At 37.9% G+C, this 19,741-nt stretch carries 17 protein-coding genes; 3 read left to right on the top strand and 14 right to left on the bottom strand.

The window, feature by feature from the left end; genetic code table 11:
* Positions 1-270 precede the first annotated feature (270 nt).
* The 6 genes from SAZ04_RS02665 to hflX all read right to left on the bottom strand — a co-directional run bounded on the left by SAZ04_RS02665 (position 271) and on the right by hflX (position 8,148).
* Positions 271-1,938 (bottom strand): ribonuclease J, encoded by a 1,668-nt coding sequence (locus SAZ04_RS02665; protein WP_332690601.1) that lies wholly within the window; start codon positions 1,936-1,938, stop codon positions 271-273.
* A 768-nt stretch (positions 1,939-2,706) separates the two neighbouring features.
* On the bottom strand, positions 2,707-2,829 hold the full coding sequence (locus SAZ04_RS02660) for a hypothetical protein (RefSeq protein WP_332690598.1): 123 nt from the start codon (positions 2,827-2,829) through the stop codon (positions 2,707-2,709).
* Between the two features lie 807 nt (positions 2,830-3,636).
* Positions 3,637-3,804 (bottom strand): hypothetical protein, encoded by a 168-nt coding sequence (locus tag SAZ04_RS02655; protein ID WP_332690595.1) that lies wholly within the window; start codon positions 3,802-3,804, stop codon positions 3,637-3,639.
* Positions 3,805-3,952: 148 nt separating this feature from the next.
* The gene (gene glnA / locus SAZ04_RS02650; protein WP_332690592.1) at positions 3,953-5,302 is read right to left on the bottom strand and encodes a type I glutamate--ammonia ligase; all 1,350 of its coding nucleotides are present in this window, start codon (positions 5,300-5,302) and stop codon (positions 3,953-3,955) included.
* Between the two features lie 295 nt (positions 5,303-5,597).
* Positions 5,598-6,851 carry a methionine gamma-lyase family protein gene (locus tag SAZ04_RS02645; RefSeq protein WP_332690589.1) on the bottom strand — a complete coding sequence of 418 codons (1,254 nt, stop codon included), beginning with the start codon at positions 6,849-6,851 and terminating at the stop codon, positions 5,598-5,600.
* 4 nt (positions 6,852-6,855) lie between these two features.
* On the bottom strand, positions 6,856-8,148 hold the full coding sequence (gene hflX, locus SAZ04_RS02640; protein WP_332690586.1) for a GTPase HflX: 1,293 nt from the start codon (positions 8,146-8,148) through the stop codon (positions 6,856-6,858).
* 234 nt (positions 8,149-8,382) lie between these two features.
* Between hflX and SAZ04_RS02635 the strand changes: the two genes are divergently transcribed.
* Complete coding sequence (locus SAZ04_RS02635) at positions 8,383-9,390, top strand: DUF3231 family protein (protein ID WP_332690583.1); 1,008 nt, start codon at positions 8,383-8,385, stop codon at positions 9,388-9,390.
* 131 nt (positions 9,391-9,521) lie between these two features.
* Here the strand turns inward: SAZ04_RS02635 and spoVK are convergent, their stop codons facing one another.
* From spoVK to nikA, 7 genes are all read right to left on the bottom strand, one after another.
* Positions 9,522-10,475, bottom strand: coding sequence for a stage V sporulation protein K (gene spoVK, locus SAZ04_RS02630; protein ID WP_332690580.1), 954 nt, complete (start codon positions 10,473-10,475; stop codon positions 9,522-9,524).
* Positions 10,476-10,803: 328 nt separating this feature from the next.
* Positions 10,804-12,150: an MATE family efflux transporter gene (locus SAZ04_RS02625; protein WP_332690577.1), complete on the bottom strand. Its 1,347-nt coding sequence runs from the start codon at positions 12,148-12,150 to the stop codon at positions 10,804-10,806.
* 57 nt (positions 12,151-12,207) lie between these two features.
* Positions 12,208-12,978 carry an ABC transporter ATP-binding protein gene (locus SAZ04_RS02620; protein ID WP_332690574.1) on the bottom strand — a complete coding sequence of 257 codons (771 nt, stop codon included), beginning with the start codon at positions 12,976-12,978 and terminating at the stop codon, positions 12,208-12,210.
* Positions 12,975-13,793, bottom strand: coding sequence for an ABC transporter ATP-binding protein (locus SAZ04_RS02615; protein WP_332690571.1), 819 nt, complete (start codon positions 13,791-13,793; stop codon positions 12,975-12,977). The genes SAZ04_RS02620 and SAZ04_RS02615 overlap by 4 nt, the downstream gene beginning before the upstream one ends.
* Positions 13,790-14,641, bottom strand: coding sequence for a nickel transporter permease (nikC, locus tag SAZ04_RS02610; protein ID WP_332690568.1), 852 nt, complete (start codon positions 14,639-14,641; stop codon positions 13,790-13,792). The genes SAZ04_RS02615 and nikC overlap by 4 nt, the downstream gene beginning before the upstream one ends.
* Complete coding sequence (gene nikB, locus SAZ04_RS02605; RefSeq protein WP_332690565.1) at positions 14,641-15,591, bottom strand: nickel ABC transporter permease; 951 nt, start codon at positions 15,589-15,591, stop codon at positions 14,641-14,643. Before nikB ends, nikC begins: the two co-directional genes overlap by 1 nt.
* A gap of 231 nt (positions 15,592-15,822) precedes the next feature.
* The gene (nikA, locus tag SAZ04_RS02600; protein ID WP_332690562.1) at positions 15,823-17,385 is read right to left on the bottom strand and encodes a nickel ABC transporter substrate-binding protein; all 1,563 of its coding nucleotides are present in this window, start codon (positions 17,383-17,385) and stop codon (positions 15,823-15,825) included.
* 219 nt (positions 17,386-17,604) lie between these two features.
* Between nikA and rpsN the strand changes: the two genes are divergently transcribed.
* Together rpsN and SAZ04_RS02590 are read left to right on the top strand one after the other, a co-directional pair.
* Positions 17,605-17,874, top strand: a complete 270-nt coding sequence (gene rpsN, locus SAZ04_RS02595) for a 30S ribosomal protein S14 (protein WP_332690559.1) — start codon at positions 17,605-17,607, stop codon at positions 17,872-17,874.
* A gap of 33 nt (positions 17,875-17,907) precedes the next feature.
* Positions 17,908-18,936 carry a GTP-binding protein gene (locus SAZ04_RS02590; RefSeq protein WP_332690556.1) on the top strand — a complete coding sequence of 343 codons (1,029 nt, stop codon included), beginning with the start codon at positions 17,908-17,910 and terminating at the stop codon, positions 18,934-18,936.
* Here the strand turns inward: SAZ04_RS02590 and SAZ04_RS02585 are convergent, their stop codons facing one another.
* Complete coding sequence (locus SAZ04_RS02585) at positions 18,937-19,740, bottom strand: TIGR03943 family putative permease subunit (RefSeq protein WP_332690668.1); 804 nt, start codon at positions 19,738-19,740, stop codon at positions 18,937-18,939.
* Between the last annotated feature and the right edge of the window lies 1 nt (position 19,741).

Here is a 19,741-nt window from a genome sequence, read left to right as displayed (position 1 = left end):
TTTGATTTAACACAATTGGTATATAACGGAGCGAAGCTCGCATGTGATCGTATAGCTAAGTCACTCTCCAAAAAGGGGATGACTCAAGTAGCGTAAACCTATTTTTTAACAGAAAAATGAAAATTGGGTCCTTGTATAATTCTTGAGGTAGGCTTTATGAAATTGATTCACTTATTTAATTTAAATATTTTTTAATACGGTTCTAAGAAAAAATGATTATCTGATCCAAGGAGTATTATTCCTGTATTACTTAATGAAAGCACTTCCTCGTTAAATTTCAATAATGATAGGAACGATCATTGGCTTACTCTTAGTATGTTTATATAAATATTGTCCTATCGATTTTTTTATATGTTGTTTTATGACCTTCCATTGGTTGTTTTTATTCGCTTCTTGTAGCTCGTTAATCGTTTTTGTAATAAGGCGATTAACATTTCTTCGGAGTTCCTCGTCATACACGAATCCACGAGAAATAGTATCGGGTCCAGAAACCAGTTTTCTTTCCGCTTTGCTCATCGTTAAAACAATTACGAGCATGCCATCCTCCGAAAGTTGTTTACGGTCTCGTAACACAAAGTCCCCAACATCACCAACGCCTATCCCGTCTACATAGGTATTTCCTACCGGTATTGTCCGAATCTGCTGTGCAACGGAGTTTACAATATCGACGACATCCCCATTATTTATGATAAACGTGTTTCCTTGCTTGACTCCAACTGATTCAGCTAACAAACAGTGATGGTGTAGCATTCTATATTCACCGTGAATTGGAATAACATATTTGGGTTTCATTAATGTAAGCATTAATTTTAAATCTTCTTGATAGCCATGGCCGGAAACATGCATTCCTGACGAACTTCCCGTCCCATAAATCACTTTGGCTCCAAGTGTAAATAAGTTATCTACGATACGCGTGACATTCCGTTCATTCCCAGGTATTGGACCTGCTGCAAAGATAACCGTATCTTCCGGTAAAATCTCGACACCACGAAAGTTTCCAGTGGATAGGCGAGCGAGAGCTGCCATTGGTTCTCCTTGACTTCCTGTGCATAGGATAGCCACCTTTTCAGGAGCCATTTCATTGATTTGATCTTGTTCAATTAACATCCCTTCAGGAACGGTTAAATAACCACGTTCCATCGCAACAGCTACGACATTTACCATACTTCGTCCAAGTAGCGCAAGCTTTCGATTTGTTTTTTCGGCGGCGTCGACGACTTGCTGCACACGACTAATATTGGAAGCGAAGGTGGAAAGAATGACTTTGCGCTCCGCCTTCATGAAAGCCTCTTCCACATGTTCGCCTACCATTTGCTCCGATGGCGTAGAGCCTGGCCGTTCTGCATTCGTACTTTCAGACAATAGAAGCAAGACACCTTCTTTGCCGATTTCAGCCATTTTATGAATATCCGAGTGCTCATTATTCGCGGGTGTTAAATCAAACTTGAAGTCCCCAGTATGTACAATATTCCCCTCTGGTGTGTGAAATACTATCCCTAGACAATCGGGAATACTATGGGTTACTTTGAAAAAATTGACACTTATATTATCAAATTTCAAATGTGAATTTGCATCAATTTCAATCAATTCAGTTTCTCTTAAGAGTTTATGCTCTTTTAACTTTAATTCTATTAACCCTAATGTGAAACGTGTTGCATAAATGGGTACATTTAATTTTTTTAAGAAGAACGGAATCCCCCCGATATGATCTTCGTGTCCATGTGTAACAATTAATGCTCTAATTTTTTCCTCATTCTCCACTAAATAAGTAATATCAGGAATAATTAAGTCAATTCCCAACAAACTTTCATCCGGAAACTTATTCCCACAGTCGATGATCACGATATCGTTTGAACATTCGATTGCATACATATTTTTCCCGATTTCATTCAAGCCACCTAAGCCGAAAATCGATAATGTATTATCTATTGTGCTCAAATTTACATCCTCCTACTTTAAAAATGATAATCTTAGTATGCCCATTTGCTTTTCCATTATTAGAAGGTTGAATACTCGTTCTCGGCAACTGTGGTGACGAAAAGACGGATAGAAAACACTTCCCCAGTATTGAAGTCAATTAATGTTAATATTCTTGTAAGGGTGCGCATGAAACTCTATGTTGTTTACAATTTGTCTACAAATGATGTCAGAACAAAACTTAATCATGGACTCTCGTCTACCCCTGGCATTGTAAAGAACAAACTTTGATCATCATTAGAGACGGAACATGGATAACGACTTTTTTATCAGAGTGTTGGGTGGATACAATATAAGAAACTACCCGTAAGAAAAAGCCCTCAAATGAGGAGGGGCACTGAAAAAGTAAAAAATGAGATCCTCAAGGAAGCGGCAATGACTTTTCGCGTTACTAAGAGGCTTCTAAGCGAGGACTGTTTTCCGCTCAAAAATCGAACGTACATTCCATAGATTAAGAATAATCACTCGTATGAGAAATGCTCTTTATCAACAATAGCGAAAGGGTCTAACATGAGCTGGGAAGACTCTCGAATGATGCTGTCAGACACGTAGCAATTACGTAGGCGGAAAACAGACCAAAAGAAGGTACCTAAACACCAACTGGATAAACAAGAGTTACGAAATCGGTATTGTTGATAAAGTTGATTTGCAGACTAAACAGCTAAAAGTGAGGTTTAATGATGATATTGCGTATATCGATATTGCTTGTTTGAAACATGTAGAAAGGATTTAAGCCGAGGCTTCATGTGGTTGATTTTCAACGATCCATTTAATAAAATCAATCTCTTCCTCTTTTAAATCTCTATTCAACTTTTCTTCGAATTCGTTTTTCAATTCGTTTACCGTTAACATGTACATCGACTCCTTTTTCTTTAATAATAATCGATTTTTCAGATATTTCAACAAAATGATACATTTCTTTACAAAGAATTTACAAGACCCACATGAGTAAGGGCTCTTTATCAGGGATTCCCCTTTGACACGACCCCTCCCGTATGGGCCCTGTGTTGCATTAGAGGCTTTGAAAGAAGATATAGTTGTTATTATAGAACCAATAAAAACTATGCCAGCAACAATTATTGCAACCCACTCTGCAGAACCCACCCCTCACCACCAATATATACCATAAAAGGATTTAACCCCTGTAATATTTTACACTTTGTCCAATGACATTTATCTGAAATTCATTTGTTATTTACTTAGGCCGCTATTTTCCTTTCCCCCCTTTAATTAGCCTTTTTTTAAAAGCCCGTCCCTTTCACCTAAGCTAATTAATAAAACTCGCATACAATAAATTGTAGACAAAAGTTAACACCTCCGATTTTTAGCGCCTTAATAGGCGCATTTTTTTATACTCAGACTACTTAACTATTTTGAATTCACTTCCATTTACCTAGACTTAAATTCACAATAAATGTATATAAATAATTATGTCTCTTAACTTTCGTCCACTTTACTTAACAGGCCCGGGCTGGCGCCAAATAGAGTTAGGAGACGCCAAGTGCTCACTTTTTATCCCGCTGCACGTTGCTCTTCTGGTTCTTCCACAAAATTCTTTTCATTCTGAGTATCAGTGAGTAGATTAATAAGGTTCGGTTGATCGAACTCTTTTTTTCAAGCAACCAAGACCATAGCCGCGAATTTGACTCTCTTTTGATTTCAGTCGACCGTTGCAAAGTAAACAAGTGGTATGTGACTGACCGTTTGCTGGCACAACACCTTTCTCAAGTAGGTTATCAGTAGATTGAATTCCTCCCAAGCAATTCTACGTGCTTCTAACACAGCTAAGTAAATCGCCATAGTTAGTGAATCAGCTTCAAAAATCATGCTATACTACCCAATATAAATTAGCTTCTCACCTTCTAGAATAATTCTGGTCGGATTTTGGTCACAACGTTTTTTGCTTCAAGAAAAACACTCTTTGACCAAACAAAGAAAAACCCTCAACACAGGTAGTGTCAAGGGTTTGATCATCTTAGTAGTTCTGTAAGTACTGGTCGCGTTCCCACGGATGTACTTGTGTACGGAACATGTCCCACTCGATTTCTTTTGCTTCCACAAAGTTCTCGACTGCATGTTCGCCAAGTGCTTTTACAAGAATATCATCTTTAATTAAAGCATCAATTGCTTGCTTTAATGTTGCAGGAAGATCATTAATTCCTTCTTCGATGCGCTCTTCTTTGCTCATAACATAAATGTTACGATCCGTTGCTGGTGGCGGAGTTAATTTCTTCTTAATTCCGTCAAGTCCTGATGCAAGCATAACAGCCATTGCTAAGTATGGGTTTGCTGCTGGGTCTGGACTACGTACTTCAACACGAGTACTCACGCCTCTTGATGATGGAATACGAATTAATGGACTACGGTTACGCATTGACCAAGCAACATAAACTGGCGCTTCGTATCCAGGTACAAGACGCTTATAAGAGTTAACGATTGGGTTCGTAATCGCTGTGAATGCTTCAGCATGCTTTAAGATACCAGCTAAGAATTGCATTGCTGTTTCACTTAATTGTGATTCTGTACCTTCATCATAGAATACGTTTCCTTCTTTGTTGAACAGTGACATATTCAAGTGCATACCAGAACCGTTTACTCCAAATAATGGCTTCGGCATAAATGTAGCATGCAAACCGTGCTTACGCGCGATTGTTTTTACAACAAGCTTAAACGTTTGGATGTTATCGCATGCCGTAATAGCATCTGCATATTTAAAGTCAATTTCATGTTGACCAGGAGCTACTTCATGGTGAGAAGCTTCAATATCAAAGCCCATATCTTCAAGCTCTAATACGATATCACGACGACAGTTTTCTCCTAAATCTGTTGGAGCTAAATCAAAGTATCCACCTTTATCGTTTAACTCTAATGTTGGCTCACCATTCTCATCATTTTTGAATAAGAAAAACTCTGGTTCTGGTCCAATATTGAACGCTGTAAATCCTAGTTTGTCTGCATCTTTTAATACTCTTTTCAGAATTCCACGAGGGTCTCCTGCGAATGGAGTAGGTTCCTCACCAGGCTTACCTGGTAGGTACACATCACAAATTAGACGAGCTACTTTTCCTTTTTCAGGTGTCCATGGGAAAATAACCCACGTATCCAAGTCTGGATATAGATACATATCAGACTCTTCAATACGAACAAACCCTTCGATTGAAGAACCATCAAACATCATTTTATTATCTAGTGCTTTTGATAATTGATCTACTGGGATTTCTACGTTCTTAATCGTTCCTAGTAAATCAGAAAATTGAAGACGAATAAAACGTACATTGTCTTCCTTCACGATACGCATAATATCGTCTCTTGTAAATTTCGCCATTTTATGTACTCCCCTTTCAAAACTTTCAATGTATTTAGAAAAACAAGTCACAATGTCCTTGTTTAATCTCCTAATGGTAAAAAAACTTTATGAATGAAAACGCACTCTATTCCACTATTGCTATATTACGATCAAATAGAAAGGAGCAACAACTTATGTATTACACAAATGATTATTTTTATTCGTATCATCATGTTACTAAATGCATCGTAGCCTGTCAACCATTGTAAAATAAGCTCACAAAGCTGATTTATTAAGGAATTTTATATGATTTTCTCGGTCTTAAAATTCGACTTTATTCATTCTCCAAAACCGCGTCAACTGCTAGTAAAACGGCAATTTTCACATGTTCATACGTTAATCCGCCTTGGACATACGCAACGTAAGGAGGACGAATAGGACCATCTGCGGTTAATTCGATGCTCGCCCCTTGAATAAATGTGCCAGCAGCCATAATGACAGGATCTTCATACCCTGGCATAGGACTTGGATATGGTGTTACATGAGCATTGACCGGCGATGCTGTTTGAATGGCTTGACAAAAAGCAATCATTTTCTCAGGAGATGGAAAATGTACAGATTGAATTAAATCGGTTCTTTTCTCGTTCCATTTTGGTGATGTACTCATACCAATCATTTCTAATGTTGCTGCTGTAAATATCGCCCCTTTTAAGGCTTGCGACACAACATGTGGAGCTAAGAAAAATCCTTGGTACATTTCAAGTAAACTATACAAACTTGCTCCACCTTCAGATCCAATTCCTGGTGCGGCCAAACGATAGGAGGAAAGTTCAACGAGATCCCTTCTTCCAACAAGGTACCCCCCTGTTTTGACAATTCCTCCACCTGGATTTTTAATAAGCGAACCAGCTATTAAATCTGCTCCTACTTCACAAGGTTCTCTTGTTTCGACAAACTCCCCGTAGCAATTATCAACAAATACAATCACGTCGCCTTTAATCGATCGAACAAACTGAACCATTTGCTCAATTTGTCCAACTGTAAAAGAAGGACGATCCCCATATCCTTTTGATCGCTGGATTCCAATTACTTTTGTTTTTTCTGTGATTTGACTGCGAATCTGTTCTTCATCAATCCAACCAGAATTCGTCAGTGGCACAGCGTTATACCCAATCTGAAATTCTTTTAATGAGCCATTTCCGTTTCCGCGTATACCAACAATTTCCTCTAACGTGTCATAAGGTTTGCCTGTTATATACAGTAGGTCATCACCTGGTCTAAGCACACCGAATAAAGCTGTTGCAATTGCGTGTGTTCCGGAGATAATTTGAGGTCGCACGAGTGCTGCCTCACCACCAAATACTTCAGCATAAATCGATTCAAGCGTATCTCGACCGACATCATCATATCCATACCCAGTTGAAGGTGTAAAATGAAAATCAGCAACTTGATGATTGCGAAAAGACTGCATCACTTTTGCTTGATTGAATAGGGAAACAGCCTCAATTTCTTGATGGTGCTCTCTTATTTGTTGTTCCACTTCTTGAACTACTTTTTCTAGTTTTTCTTGATGTTTCAATATTAACATGTCCTTATTCATCCACTTTCATTCTCTTTGGTTCGATTACCGACCTTATCTTTAGTTCATGTCCTAGTGCCGTGTCAGGTAAAACATACCCACGGATATCATAATGCTCTGTTTCTTCATTCCAATCTTGCTTTTGAATAAGGGTAGTTTCTCGGCATTTTGAAAGAAGCGCACCTTCATCTGCTTTTAATAAAACATGGTATTCAATCATTTGCTCCATTAATTTTTCTTCCATTGCATGCTTTAAACTTTCAAGATCATCTTGTTCAAACGCACTAATCTCAATTGAGTCCTCTTCATTGGTCGGAAAAAACTCAGCCACTTTCTGTTCACTTTTATTGTAAACAACCAGTTGTGGAATGGTCTCTGATCCTAGTTCCGTTATTAATTGTTTCACCGTTTTCTCATGTTGCTCATAATCAGGGTTCGAGCTATCCACAACATGTAGCAATAAATTTGCTTCTTGAAGTTCCTCTAACGTTGAGCGAAACGCGGCTACAAGAGTCGTCGGCAAATCTTGTATAAATCCTACAGTATCCGAAAGTAATACCTTCATCCCACTCGGCAAAGTAAACTGTCTTGTCGTTGGGTCAAGGGTCGCGAATAGCTGATTTTCTTCTAATGTATCTACTTCTGCTAGTCGATTTAAAATCGTTGATTTCCCTGCATTCGTATAGCCAACAATCGCTACTTGAAAAGCTTCATTTTGCTTTCTACGCTCTCGATAACGCTGCCTGTGAGAAACTACCGCTTCAAGTTGCTGTTTAAGTTCATCCATTCTTCTACGAATATGTCTTCGATCTGTTTCAAGTTGTGTTTCACCCGGACCTTTAGATCCAATTCCACCTCCTTGACGTGAAAGAGCCAACCCTTGACCAGCAAGACGTGGCAATAAATAAGACAATTGTGCTAGTTCTACTTGTAATTTCCCTTCTCTTGAGCGAGCTCTCGAAGCAAAAATATCTAATATTAATTGAGTTCGATCAATAACCGTTTTTTGAGTTCTTGTATGAACATTCCGAATTTGGCTAGGTGATAACTCGTCATTAAATACTATTGTATCAACATTCTTTTCTTCTATTAAAAGGATTAACTCCTCAACTTTTCCTCTTCCGATATATGTAGAAGGTTCAACTTTGGGACGCTTTTGCGTCAGCGTTCCAACAACTGTTCCTTTGGCCGTTTCGACTAAGCTTTTCAGTTCTTCCAACGACCGTTTAAATGCCACATCGTCTGTATCTAATTGACATCCAACTAAGATAACATTCTCTGTTTCTCTATGGTTAATTTCTTGCAACGATTTCCACATCCTTTATTAGTGTTCTTATTATCCTTTGTTTCCGCAATCATTTCATACGCATCATACCATGAACGAGCAAAAAAAACAGATTTCAATTATTATGATTGAATGCTTAATTTGAACACCTGAACCATCAAGGAACAAAACCGAATATACAAAAAAATCGAACAAGCATATAATTTAATTAGTAAATGGTTAATATATAAAAAAAGGGAAAAGGGGTCCAGCTTCATGACTACATCTAATCAAGTTACGATTACGTCTTCAGAATTAGGGAATTTATGGATGACTTTTCAAGAAAAAACAATGCTTATGAGGTTTTTAGAGCATTTTCTTGAACATGCCGAAGATCAAAACACTCAACAAATTCTACAGTCATGTTACGATGCTTCTGCTCAAACAATAGAAACAATTATAAATATCTTTCAGCAAGAAGGAGCCGTTATTCCTACTGGCTTTACTAAAAATGACGTTAATAAAGGTACTCCTAAATTATTCGACTATTTGTATGAGCCAATGTTTTTACATATGATGAGCAAAATAGAAATAAATCTTTTTGCCCTCTTTTCAACCATGTCCTATCGTAAAGATATAAGACAGTTTTTTAATCAATTGACAACAAATTCTCAACAAATATTTGATCAGTGTGCACAAATTCTTTTAGAGAAAGGCGTGCTTTCCCGTCCGCCATATGTATCCATGCCAAAGGAAGTTGCTTTTGTTCGAAATATTCATTATTTATCGGGATATCAGTTGTTAAAGGAAGCCAGATCTTTAAATGTCGTTGAACTTTCTCAGATTCACCATGCTATTGAGACAAACCTAACAGGGATGCAGTTAATGATTGGTTTTGCCCAAGTAGCAAACGATCATGAGGCAAAGAAATATTTTGTAAAAGGAATGAAATTATCCAAAGAAGTTGAAACCAAGTTAGGAGAATATTTGCGAAAGGATTATATCGAACCACCAGCTACACATGCAGGAAAAGCTACTAATTCAACAGTTGCTCCATTCTCTGATAAGATGATGCTTTATACTACGAACTTGTTAAGCACTTTCGGTCTTGGCAGTAATTCACTTGGTGGTGCTTTTAGTTTACGAAGTGATATACCTTTTACAATGGCACGTCTAGGTAAAAAGGTTTTCAACTTTGCAAAAGAAGGTGGAGAAATTATGATTAAAAAAGGTTGGATGGAGGAACCGCCTCAAGTGGAAGATCGGAGACAATTAACTAAATAAACATAGTATATGATTCAACTCTGAATCATAATAATCCTATCAAAAAAGGCTGTTGACAACACGGATCAACAGCCTAGGTTATTCCTTACTATTTACTTTTTCCTTTTTGTACCACAAGGCTTCTTCGCATTTTAATTTACCTTAACATGCGAAGAATGAAATTTAAAATCTTCACGTTTCATCGTTAATAAGGAGTCACGATCAAACGTATTATCTTTCAGAAGTCGAACGGCCTGCAGCCGAATCCCTTCTTCTATTATATTACGTATATAACGACCGTTACTAAATGTACGTTCTTGTTCCTGTCTAATCCGTCTGATGTGTTCTTTAATGTGAAATTCTCCTTCTTGGGTTAGCACATACTCCCGCTCCGATAGCATCCGACGAACCATTTCCATTAATTCATCAGTTGTATAATTAGGAAAATCAATCGCAATGGGGAAACGAGATGGGAGTCCTGGATTAAGCGATAAGAAATAATCCATCTCTCTTGAATAACCTGCTAATATTAAGACGAAATCATGTTGGTGATCTTCCATCGCCTTCACTAACGTATCAATTGCCTCTTTTCCAAAATCCTTTTCTCCACCTCTTGCTAACGAATAGGCTTCATCAATAAATAACACACCACCACTTGCTTTCTTTAATACATCTCTTGTTTTTTGTGCTGTGTGTCCAATATATTCCCCAACTAAATCAGCACGTTCCACTTCCATAAAGTGTCCTTTTGCCAGTACCCCCATCTGATGCAAGAATTCGGCAATAATTCTTGCCACTGTTGTCTTTCCTGTTCCAGGGTTTCCTTTAAAAATCATATGAAGCACTTGCTTGCTCGCTTTTAACCCTTGCTCCTCACGACGCTGGTTAATAAAAAGCCATGCATAAATTTCATTAACGAGCCTCTTCACTTCTTCCAATCCTACATATTCTTCTAACTTTTTCTCGAAACGGGTTAAAATATCATGCGCTTCTTTTTCTTCTTCGGTTTGAAAAAGGGATCCATTCTGTCCGAATTTCTCATTCGGTTTATGGTTTAATACCACATTAATCCGCCCTCTTTTTTTGGAGTTAACCGGGTTACTCATGATGTACACCCCTTTGCAGTTCCGTCTTACACCAAGTTTTTCACTTACTCATACTATACGCAAAAATAGGCGATCATGTGACAAACGCCTACTTTAAGTTTTTCCTTTAATTAAAAAAGTAAGAACACAGTCTCCTTATTGTCTATCTTTATCATCTTACGCAGGATGAAAAGGAAGGATTCCAATTTAATCTTCTTCTATGGCCAAATTTCAAAGTAGCCAACATCAGTAACCAAATTGCATAATCATTCTCAGAAAATAAAAAGCTGACTCTTAAGACAGTTCACGTCGAGTCAGCCTACACTTATTATTAGTTTATATAATCAAGTTAACTAAATTTAGTTCGAGTTAATTTCGGTACAAATAATGATAAAAAGAAGGAACGTGCCAGACTAAATAATACAAAGGCGAACCAAATTCCATGATTATGATAATTAGGTACGAACAACCAAATAGCTAATAAAAATACGAATAATGCTAGGATAATAGAATCTCTAATAGATCCGGCCTCTGTAGCACCTGAAAAAATCCCTTCTAATTGCAAACCCCAAAATCCAACAATAGGAAAAACTGTCATCCATAATAAGAGCTCAAATGCAGTTTCTTTTACCTCTGTAATCGTTGTGAAAAATGAAACTATATTATCTCCATATACAAGTATGGTTAAAGACAATATGAATGCGGCAACAAAGCCCCATTGTGCTGATAGAGAGAATGCACGTTTATAAAGGGAGTAATTTCCTCCTCCTATTGCTCTTCCGACAATGATACTCGATGCATTGGCAAATCCGCCAAACAAATAGGCCATAATATAGTGAATCTGCAATAGAATAGCATTGGCTGCTAATGTTACTTCCCCCATACTTGCACCCTTTGCGGTAAAGATCCCGGTCATCGTAAGTAAACAAACGGTTCGCAGGAATAAATCTCGATTAACTTTTAACATCTTTATTAAGGGTTCAGACTCCAGTAACATTTGGAGGCTGATGTGCCTTACACTCACTTTTTCGGTTCGAAAAATGATCCATGCTCCAAATAAAACAGCACTAATTTCGGAGATTAGTGTGGCATAAGCAACCCCTGTAACCCCCATATCGAACACTAAAACAAAAACAATACTTAAAATGATATTTAAGACATTCATTAATATTTGGGTCGCTAAAGATAATTGAACCTTCCCCGTCCCCATCAGCCAACCAATCATTACATAGCTTAGAAGAATAAATGGTGCACCCCAAATTCGAATAGAAAAATAGGTTGCAGCAATTATCGATACCGCTTCGCTTCCTCCGATTAAAGATAAGGCAATGTGTAAAATAGGCTGCTGTAACATGATGAAAAACAAGCCAAATATCACGGCCATAATCATCGGTCGAAAAAACGACAATAGCATTTCTTTTTGATTATTTGCCCCTTGTGCTTGGGCAGTAAAACCACTCGTACTAACTCGGAGAAAGCCTAGAAGCCAATACATCGTATTAAAAATAACGGCCCCAATCGCTACTCCACCAATTGAAGCCGGATCAGGAATTCGTCCAACTACTGCTGTATCAACCGCACCTAATATCGGAGTCGAGATACCTGAAATAATAAGTGGGATCGCGAGTATTAAGTACTGCCTATGACTTAAAGGCAAGGCATTCTTTAATTCTAAAGAAGCTGTCGCTACCTTCATCCTTTTCTCCTTTTACTATTCTTACTTTATGAAAAGATTGTCTCTCTTTTTTGGTACTTACTCAATTGACGCTGCTTTAATTAAGGCTTTTGTATAAGGATGACGTTCTTTATGGTAAATTCCTTCCAGTCCGAACTGATCGACAATGGAACCGTTTTTAAGGACAATCACTTTTTCACATAAAAATGTTACAGCCCTTATATCATGAGAGATAAAAAGAATAGTCATGTTCGTTTTTTTCTGAAGATCCTTTAGCAGACGCAAAATTTGAACTTGAACCGTAACATCTAAGCTTGCTGTCGGTTCATCACAGACAAGAAGGGTTGGTTCAATGCTTAAAGCTCTAGCAATACTTACTCGCTGCTTTTGTCCTCCACTTAATTCTCCGGGATAGCGATCGACCATTTGTTTCTCTAACCCCACTATTTCTAAAAGCTCTTCTGCAACTTCTTTTCTTGAAAGGCCTTCTGCCTGTAGAAAAGAAGGGGTGATTTCCTTAAAGTTATCTAGTGGTTCTAGTATACTTTTCCATATCGGTAACTTCGGATTCAACGTACTTGTCGCATCTTGAAAAATCATTTGTACACTCTTTCTGTACTCGCGTAAGAGGGCTCGTTTCTTCGGAGCTATTGGTTTGCCATTAATGGTAATGCGACCATCTTTATAGGATTCTAATCCTAAGAGTACTCTTGCTAGTGTACTTTTCCCACTCCCACTTTCCCCTACTATCCCAATGCATTCTCCCGCGTTTACACGAAACGAAATGTTATCCAAAGCGTGAACGCTTTTAGAATAATGTTTTGATAAACCATCTACGACTAGACTCATAAGGAAATCACTCTTTCCTTTCGTACTGATTCGTCTTCAGGAAGGGAAAGCAAACAAGAACATAGTTTTTTTGTATATGGGTGCTTATGATGACAGCGAATCTGTTCTGGTAAACCTTCTTCAACGATTTCACCTTGATGCATCACATACATACGATCCGTTCGCTTATAAGCTTGGGCTAGATCATGAGTAATCATTAGGACAGCACAACCAGTTTCCTTCCGAACTTGATCTATATAACTTAATACTTTCTCTCCATTCATTAAGTCCAATGCCGTTGTGATCTCATCACATATAATTAAGGCTGGTCTTAATGCCAAGACCATTGCAATGGCAGCACGTTGAACCTGTCCACCACTTAATTGAAACGGATAACTATGGTAAACTCGTTCTGAATTCAGACCCATTTCACAAAGAACCCGAAAAGCTATGTTCTTTGCTTCTTTTTTTCGAACCAATTGATGTGTACAAATAGTCTCAATCATTTGCTTTCCAATCTTAATAAATGGAGTAAAGCTCCCACGGTAATCTTGAAAGATAATGCCTATTTCTTTCCCGAGAAGTTTACGGTGTTCTTTTGATGTGATCTTCATCAGATCATCGTTCTTATATAAGATACGGCCACTTACATTCATTTCTAACGGAAGAAGACCCATGATGGCTCTCGCTGTTAAGCTTTTCCCGCTACCACTTTCTCCAATCAAACCAACAATCTCCCCCTTTTTCACCTCTACATTGACTTTTCTCAAAAGCGACTTTTCACAAACTCTATTCTCAACATGCAAATCTTGTATGGAAATAAGAGGCTCGCTCACAAATAATCCCTCCCTTTTCGAATATCAAAATAACTTTTTAACCCATCTCCTAGTAAGTTACAACATAAAACGGTTAACATGATTGCAAGCCCTGGGTAGATCATAAGAGAAGGTATCACTTGAAAGTATCCTCGACCATCGTTAAGCATCGCTCCCCATTCTGGGATAGGTGGTTGCGCTCCAAGACCAATATAGGACAATGCAGAAATTAGTAAAATTACTTTCCCAACGTCAATAGCGGCCATGACAATAATGTCTGGCATCACTTGAGGTAACAAATGCATGCGGATCGTTTTGAAGGTACTAGAATAAGAGACCTTTGAAACTAAAACATATTCTTTTTCTTTTTCCGCAAGAACTAAACCTCTGACAACACGAGCATAAACAATCCATCTTACTAAAACAATCGCAATGATCATATTGGTTAGACTAGGTCCTAACATACCAGCAATCGCAATGGCTAAAATAAAATCAGGAAAAGCTAAAATTCCATCTATGATTCTCATAAAAAAAGCATCAATTCTCCCACCAATGTAACCTGAAAAAAGACCGATTGGAACGCCTATACAAATTGCCATTACGATCGCAAACATCCCTAACCCAATCGTTAACTTCGCACCGAATACCATTCTTGAAAAAACATCCCGACCTAATTGATCCGTTCCTAGCCAATGAGCAGAAGACGCTCCTTGCAACCTGTTGCTCATATCAATTTGAAAGGGATCATGGGGAACGAGGGCTCCTCCAAGAAACGTAACACCTGCAAGAAGCATAGCAAGGAGCATTCCAATACTCATATTAGGATTACGGAGAAGTCGAGAGGTTTTGATAATCAATGTTGTTTCCATTACCCTAACTCCTTTCCTTGCTTTATTTGAGGATTTATCATCAAGTACATTAAATCTACGATAAGGTTTGTTATCACTACTAGGAACCCTATAATAAGGATATAACCCTGAATGACCGGATAATCACGTTGCATCACGGAATTCACAATCAGTTCCCCCATTCCTGGCCAGGAAAAGAGAATTTCAATAACTGTTATTCCTCCGAGAAGACTGCCAATGCTTAATCCAAACATGGTAACTAACGGAATCAGACTCCCTCTTAGAGCATGAAAAAGAAGAATACGTTCCTTTCGTAATCCTCTTGCTTTTGCTGCTTCGATGTAAGAACTTTGCAACGTCGAAATGAGTCGTTCTCGTAATAATCTAATATACATTGGAGCCATAGCAACCCCAAGAGTAATCGAAGGCAATACGAAATGAGCGAATGTACCTTTCCCCATTACGGGTAATAAATTGAGTTTTAAAGAGAAAAAATAAATTAACAACAACCCAAGCCAAAAGCTTGGAATAGAAGCTCCCACCATTGCCATCCATCTACTTAGATAATCAGGCCAACGCCCCTCATAAACAGCTCCTAACATTCCAAGTGGAACTGAAACCAAAAAGAGTACCAGCATGCCTCCTATCGATAAAGCAACCGTCGCCGGTAATCTACTCATAATCATGTCCAGCACTGGCCTTTTAGCGATGATTGATTCTCCTAAATCAAATTGTGCAACACTCCAAATCCACCGACTATATTGCACTAAGACTGGTTGATCAAAACCATATTCTTTCATTAATCTATCCTCTTCAGCTGTCGTAGAAATCACATCATCTACTTTTAAAATAGCTCTAATAGGATCACCGGGTGTGACTTTCATTAATAAAAAAGTCACAAAAGAAAGGATTAAAACCATTATGACTAATTGGAGCATTCTCGAACCAATAATAGATAAAATTCTCCGCATGTTACTCACCTGCCAAACATTAAGTTATAAGAGCGTGTTCAAGAAGTTGGCAATGGCTTCACTCGCTATGCGTCCGTGCGAGAACCCCACTCACACGGACTTAAGGGCATGTAGCGGCTTCGCTCATTGCTTCGAGGTTGTTCAAAAAGCGAAAAACACCCCTTTTTGAACAACCTCTATAAAAAGCTAACAAGAAAAGTGAAAGTATCTTAAGACACTTTCACCTTTCTATTATTCCAGATCCATTTTATTGGTAATTAAGTAGTATTCTTCAGACCCTGGACTCCAGTTCTTAACACGTTCATTGACTCCTACAATAATATGAGGATATAAAATAAACGATTGTGGAACCTCATCCTGAATGATAGCAACAGCTTTCTTTTGCAAGGCAACGCGCTCTTTTAGATCAGCTGTTACATTTAGTTGTTTCGTTATTTCATTTACTTCTGGAATATCGATTTGTCCTGGATTTAATGAACCATCTGGTAAATAGGCAACATTTAAGAAATAACCGCCGTCTCCTCGAGGTGCCGTTAAAATAGAGTACGTCACTAGATCCCATTCATCCTGTTGATCCCATAAATAACTATCAATGTTCTCAACCGTTACAATATTGATCTCAATTCCTAGACTTGCAGCTTCTGCTTGTAAGTATTGCGCCATTAATGGAAGTTCTGGTCGTCCCTGAAAAGTTGCCAATGTTAACTCAAGAACCTCTCCCTCTTTTTCTAACTTCCCATCCTCATTCTTCGCGTATCCAGCCTCCTTCAGTAACACCTCTGCTTTTGCAGGATCATAGCTTTCTGGCTCTTCTTCACTTGCAAATGCAAAATCAGGATGGAACGGCCCATTTGCAGTTGTTGCATGTCCATTCATGATCTCAGTTACTGTTACAGGACGATTAACAAGTAAATCTAGCGCCTTTCGAACTCTTACGTCTTGTAATGCAGGCTTTGCTGCATTATAAAGAATGAAATGAACACGTAAGCTTGAAACCGATTCAACACGAAGATTTTCACTGTTTTCGATTGGATCTAACGCCTCAGGAGGCAAATGATAAGCAATGTCTGCTTCACCTGATTGAAGAGCAAGGGCTCGAACATTACCATCAGAGTTAAACTTTATTGTCACCTCATCAATGTTTGCTGCCCCGTCCCAGTAATCTTCGTATCTTTTTAGTTTAATCTCTGCTTCCGCTGTAAAGTCAGCCACTTTGAATGCGCCTGTTGCGATTGGTTGTTCACTTATATTTTCTTCGTCTGCCTTTATAATAGAAGCATTTGTATGCACTAGTTCAGAAAGAAACGATGGATACTCTTCTGTTGTAATAAACGTAATTTCCTGTCCTCTCGCTTCCATAGATTCAATTTTTAAGTTAGATGCAATCGCGTCATTCACGTCAATTACACGCTCAAACGAAGCTTTTACAGCCTCTCCATCAACCGGTGTTCCATCGTGGAATGTAACACCATCTTGAATGGTAAACGTCCATGTTCTCTCATCGTTTTGCTCCCATGATTCTGCTAACCATGGCTGGATTTGTAAGTCTTCATCAATTTTTACTAACGTTTCTGCAATACCTGCACGAACACCCATCCAGTCCTGATGAGGGTCTATCGTTTTAGAGGCAAAACTAAACAACATCGTTAAAGACTTATCCTCTGTCTCAGAAGACTCACTTGTACCTTCTTCCTGCACTTTCGAAGCAGTATCCTCACCTGCGTTATTACAACCTGTAACAAAAGCGAGAAGTACGGCAAAAATCATATAAAGAATTGCATGCTTTTTAATCATAAATATTTAACTCCTTTTTTTTAGAAAATATCCACCGACAAATCGAAATTATTATTATTTGCACTCAATTACTATACTTAAAAGTATAATAGACCGTCAATAATAAATAGTAATTACTACGAATTATTTTTTGTATGAACTTTACTTTTTACAATTTTTCCTATAGCATATAAATCGTAATGATTTTGATTATCGAACAGATGAAAGGTGGTTGTCATAATGGCCAAAAAATCAAAGGTTGCAAAGGAATTGAAAAGACAGGAGCTTGTCGCTCGCTATGCAGAAAGAAGAAGAGAACTAAAAGAAAAAGGTGACTATATTGGGCTTAGTAAGCTTCCAAGAGATTCTGCCCCAAGTCGATTAACGAGAAGATGCGAAATGACGGGTAGACCGCGTGCTGTTTTGCGAAAATTTAGACTCTCTAGGATTGCATTCCGAGAGCTGGCTCATAAAGGTCAAATTCCAGGTGTTAAGAAATCAAGCTGGTAATATTCAACAAATGGAAATAGGGATGTGTGAAGATTGGAACAACGAAAACCTCTAACAGTCGTAACAGGCTTCTCAATAAAAGACAAAAGTGATTTAATTAAAGAAATTCAAGGAAGTAAACAATCAAAAATAAAAGTGATTCTTTTTCGCCCTACCGATGTTAACTTAGTAGTTAATTCAGCAGATCCCTATCCTCTTACACATTTTATTGGTGAAGCTGCTCATGAGTTAGAGATAAATACATTGACCAATCTAATCACTACTCTAGAAGAGATATCGAGTCACAGAAATGTAGACGAGATCCTTTTAGATATTTATCCAACCTCAGATATAGATTCACTTTTTGATTGCTCAATTTCTCAAAATAACCATCAAAATTGGTACCTTAAGTCCCATATTCATGTAATTGATGCACGGGACTTTTGGTTTTCTTATTTTTCTGAACATGGGATTGAGTTAACTAACCATACACTCGAGTATACATTAGGCGAAGCACTGATTCATCAGTTAGAGCTGGCTGAAATGATTTACCTCTCGAATACAAACCAGCTTTCACATGAACGACTAGGCGAATTAATGGTATTTATACAAAATTTACAACCTAGAGCTTTAATAAGTGTAATGAACGATAGCGACTGGAGAGGCGAAGATAAAAAGACTGCTTTTAACATGAAAGCAGCCTCTTCCCTCTATGTTGATCAATTTAACCTTTTCTCCTCTAGAAGTAACCTGAAAGGAATAGGACAATTTGGCATTGATACCTTTGTATATCAGAGCCAATTGCCAGTCGATTTTAGTCGCTTAGAACAGTTTTTCACTAAAATCCCTCGTGAGGTCTTTCGAATGAAAGGAAGATGCTATAGTCCCTTTACACAAGAGCACTATTACATCTCCCAAATTGGGTCCTCCATACAAGTTGAAACTACTAAAATGAACTGTACGAAATCGATTGATGCGTTAACTGAGTTTCTTTTCATTGGATCTGAATTGAATCAAGAAGAAATTATAACAATGCTAGATGACTGTTTACAAAATAAATATAAAGACATAATTGCTTATTAACTATGGGTACACATATGGATCCATTGGAGATTGAATTTCTTCCCAACTGCTAACATTAATAATAGGAATAAGTATGCTATCACCCTTTTTGACATTCAATTCTCCTTTTACTCGGATCCATGTATTCTCTTGAAATCCAAAGGATGCTCCGTTCTCAATAACAAGTCCAGTAGCATGAGCATCCGCAACACAGTGGGTTACAAGAAATCTAGTAATAATTGTGTGATTACTAGTAAGAGAGTCATCTTCTAGTATAAACCCTTCTAACACAATTGATCTTCCCACAAAACTCTTAGGATAAGTAGTAATAGCACCGATGTACCTTGCAAAATTTTCATTATTAAAATGAATGACAGGTTGCATTAACATTTCTTTTACTCTTCTATCCAGCTGTCCATCAAGTAGGTCATGTTCTTCCAAATGACCATGATCATGGGTTGAATAGCTAATTCCTCGATTAAGCGCTTCTGCTGCGCCGAAATCTTTATACGGGAGCAGAAATCCTGTCAGAAGCGGCAAAATGATTAATCCGTAAGCAAAAATGGTTTTTAACGTTAAACCTCCTTCATCAGCATCATGATTACATCCCCAAAGACCACACTCACTATGATCATTCTCCATTTGTAAAGGTGTGAAAATACGAGGTACTTGAATAAAAAATAAAAATAAAAAAATAACGGAAGCTATTTGACTGAAATAGAGATAGTTCGGGTTAATAAATCGAGTAATCTCCCCTGTCTCATGTAAAATGAAAATAAATACAGCAAACAGCAATAAAACGAAAGCTTTTACCGCTTGTCTTATT

Source organism: Halalkalibacter lacteus (genome assembly GCF_036663595.1).
Lineage (GTDB): Bacteria > Bacillota > Bacilli > Bacillales > Bacillaceae_D > Halalkalibacter > Halalkalibacter lacteus.
This window is presented reverse-complemented; position numbering and strand designations above follow the sequence as displayed.

Excerpts from the sequence above, each read along its gene's own strand:
- spoVK (WP_332690580.1), bottom strand. The coding sequence starts at position 10,475 with ATGAGTAACCCGGTTAACTCCAAAAAAAGAGGGCGGATTAATGTGGTA.
- SAZ04_RS02660 (WP_332690598.1), bottom strand. The coding sequence starts at position 2,829 with ATGTTAACGGTAAACGAATTGAAAAACGAATTCGAAGAAAAGTTGAAT.
- SAZ04_RS02645 (WP_332690589.1), bottom strand. The coding sequence starts at position 6,851 with ATGTTAATATTGAAACATCAAGAAAAACTAGAAAAAGTAGTTCAAGAA.
- SAZ04_RS02625 (WP_332690577.1), bottom strand. The coding sequence starts at position 12,150 with ATGAAGGTAGCGACAGCTTCTTTAGAATTAAAGAATGCCTTGCCTTTA.
- nikA (WP_332690562.1), bottom strand. The coding sequence starts at position 17,385 with ATGATTAAAAAGCATGCAATTCTTTATATGATTTTTGCCGTACTTCTC.
- nikC (WP_332690568.1), bottom strand. The coding sequence starts at position 14,641 with ATGGAAACAACATTGATTATCAAAACCTCTCGACTTCTCCGTAATCCT.
- SAZ04_RS02635 (WP_332690583.1), top strand. The coding sequence starts at position 8,383 with ATGACTACATCTAATCAAGTTACGATTACGTCTTCAGAATTAGGGAAT.
- SAZ04_RS02620 (WP_332690574.1), bottom strand. The coding sequence starts at position 12,978 with ATGAGTCTAGTCGTAGATGGTTTATCAAAACATTATTCTAAAAGCGTT.
- glnA (WP_332690592.1), bottom strand. The coding sequence starts at position 5,302 with ATGGCGAAATTTACAAGAGACGATATTATGCGTATCGTGAAGGAAGAC.
- SAZ04_RS02655 (WP_332690595.1), bottom strand. The coding sequence starts at position 3,804 with ATGATTTTTGAAGCTGATTCACTAACTATGGCGATTTACTTAGCTGTG.
- rpsN (WP_332690559.1), top strand. The coding sequence starts at position 17,605 with ATGGCCAAAAAATCAAAGGTTGCAAAGGAATTGAAAAGACAGGAGCTT.
- nikB (WP_332690565.1), bottom strand. The coding sequence starts at position 15,591 with ATGCGGAGAATTTTATCTATTATTGGTTCGAGAATGCTCCAATTAGTC.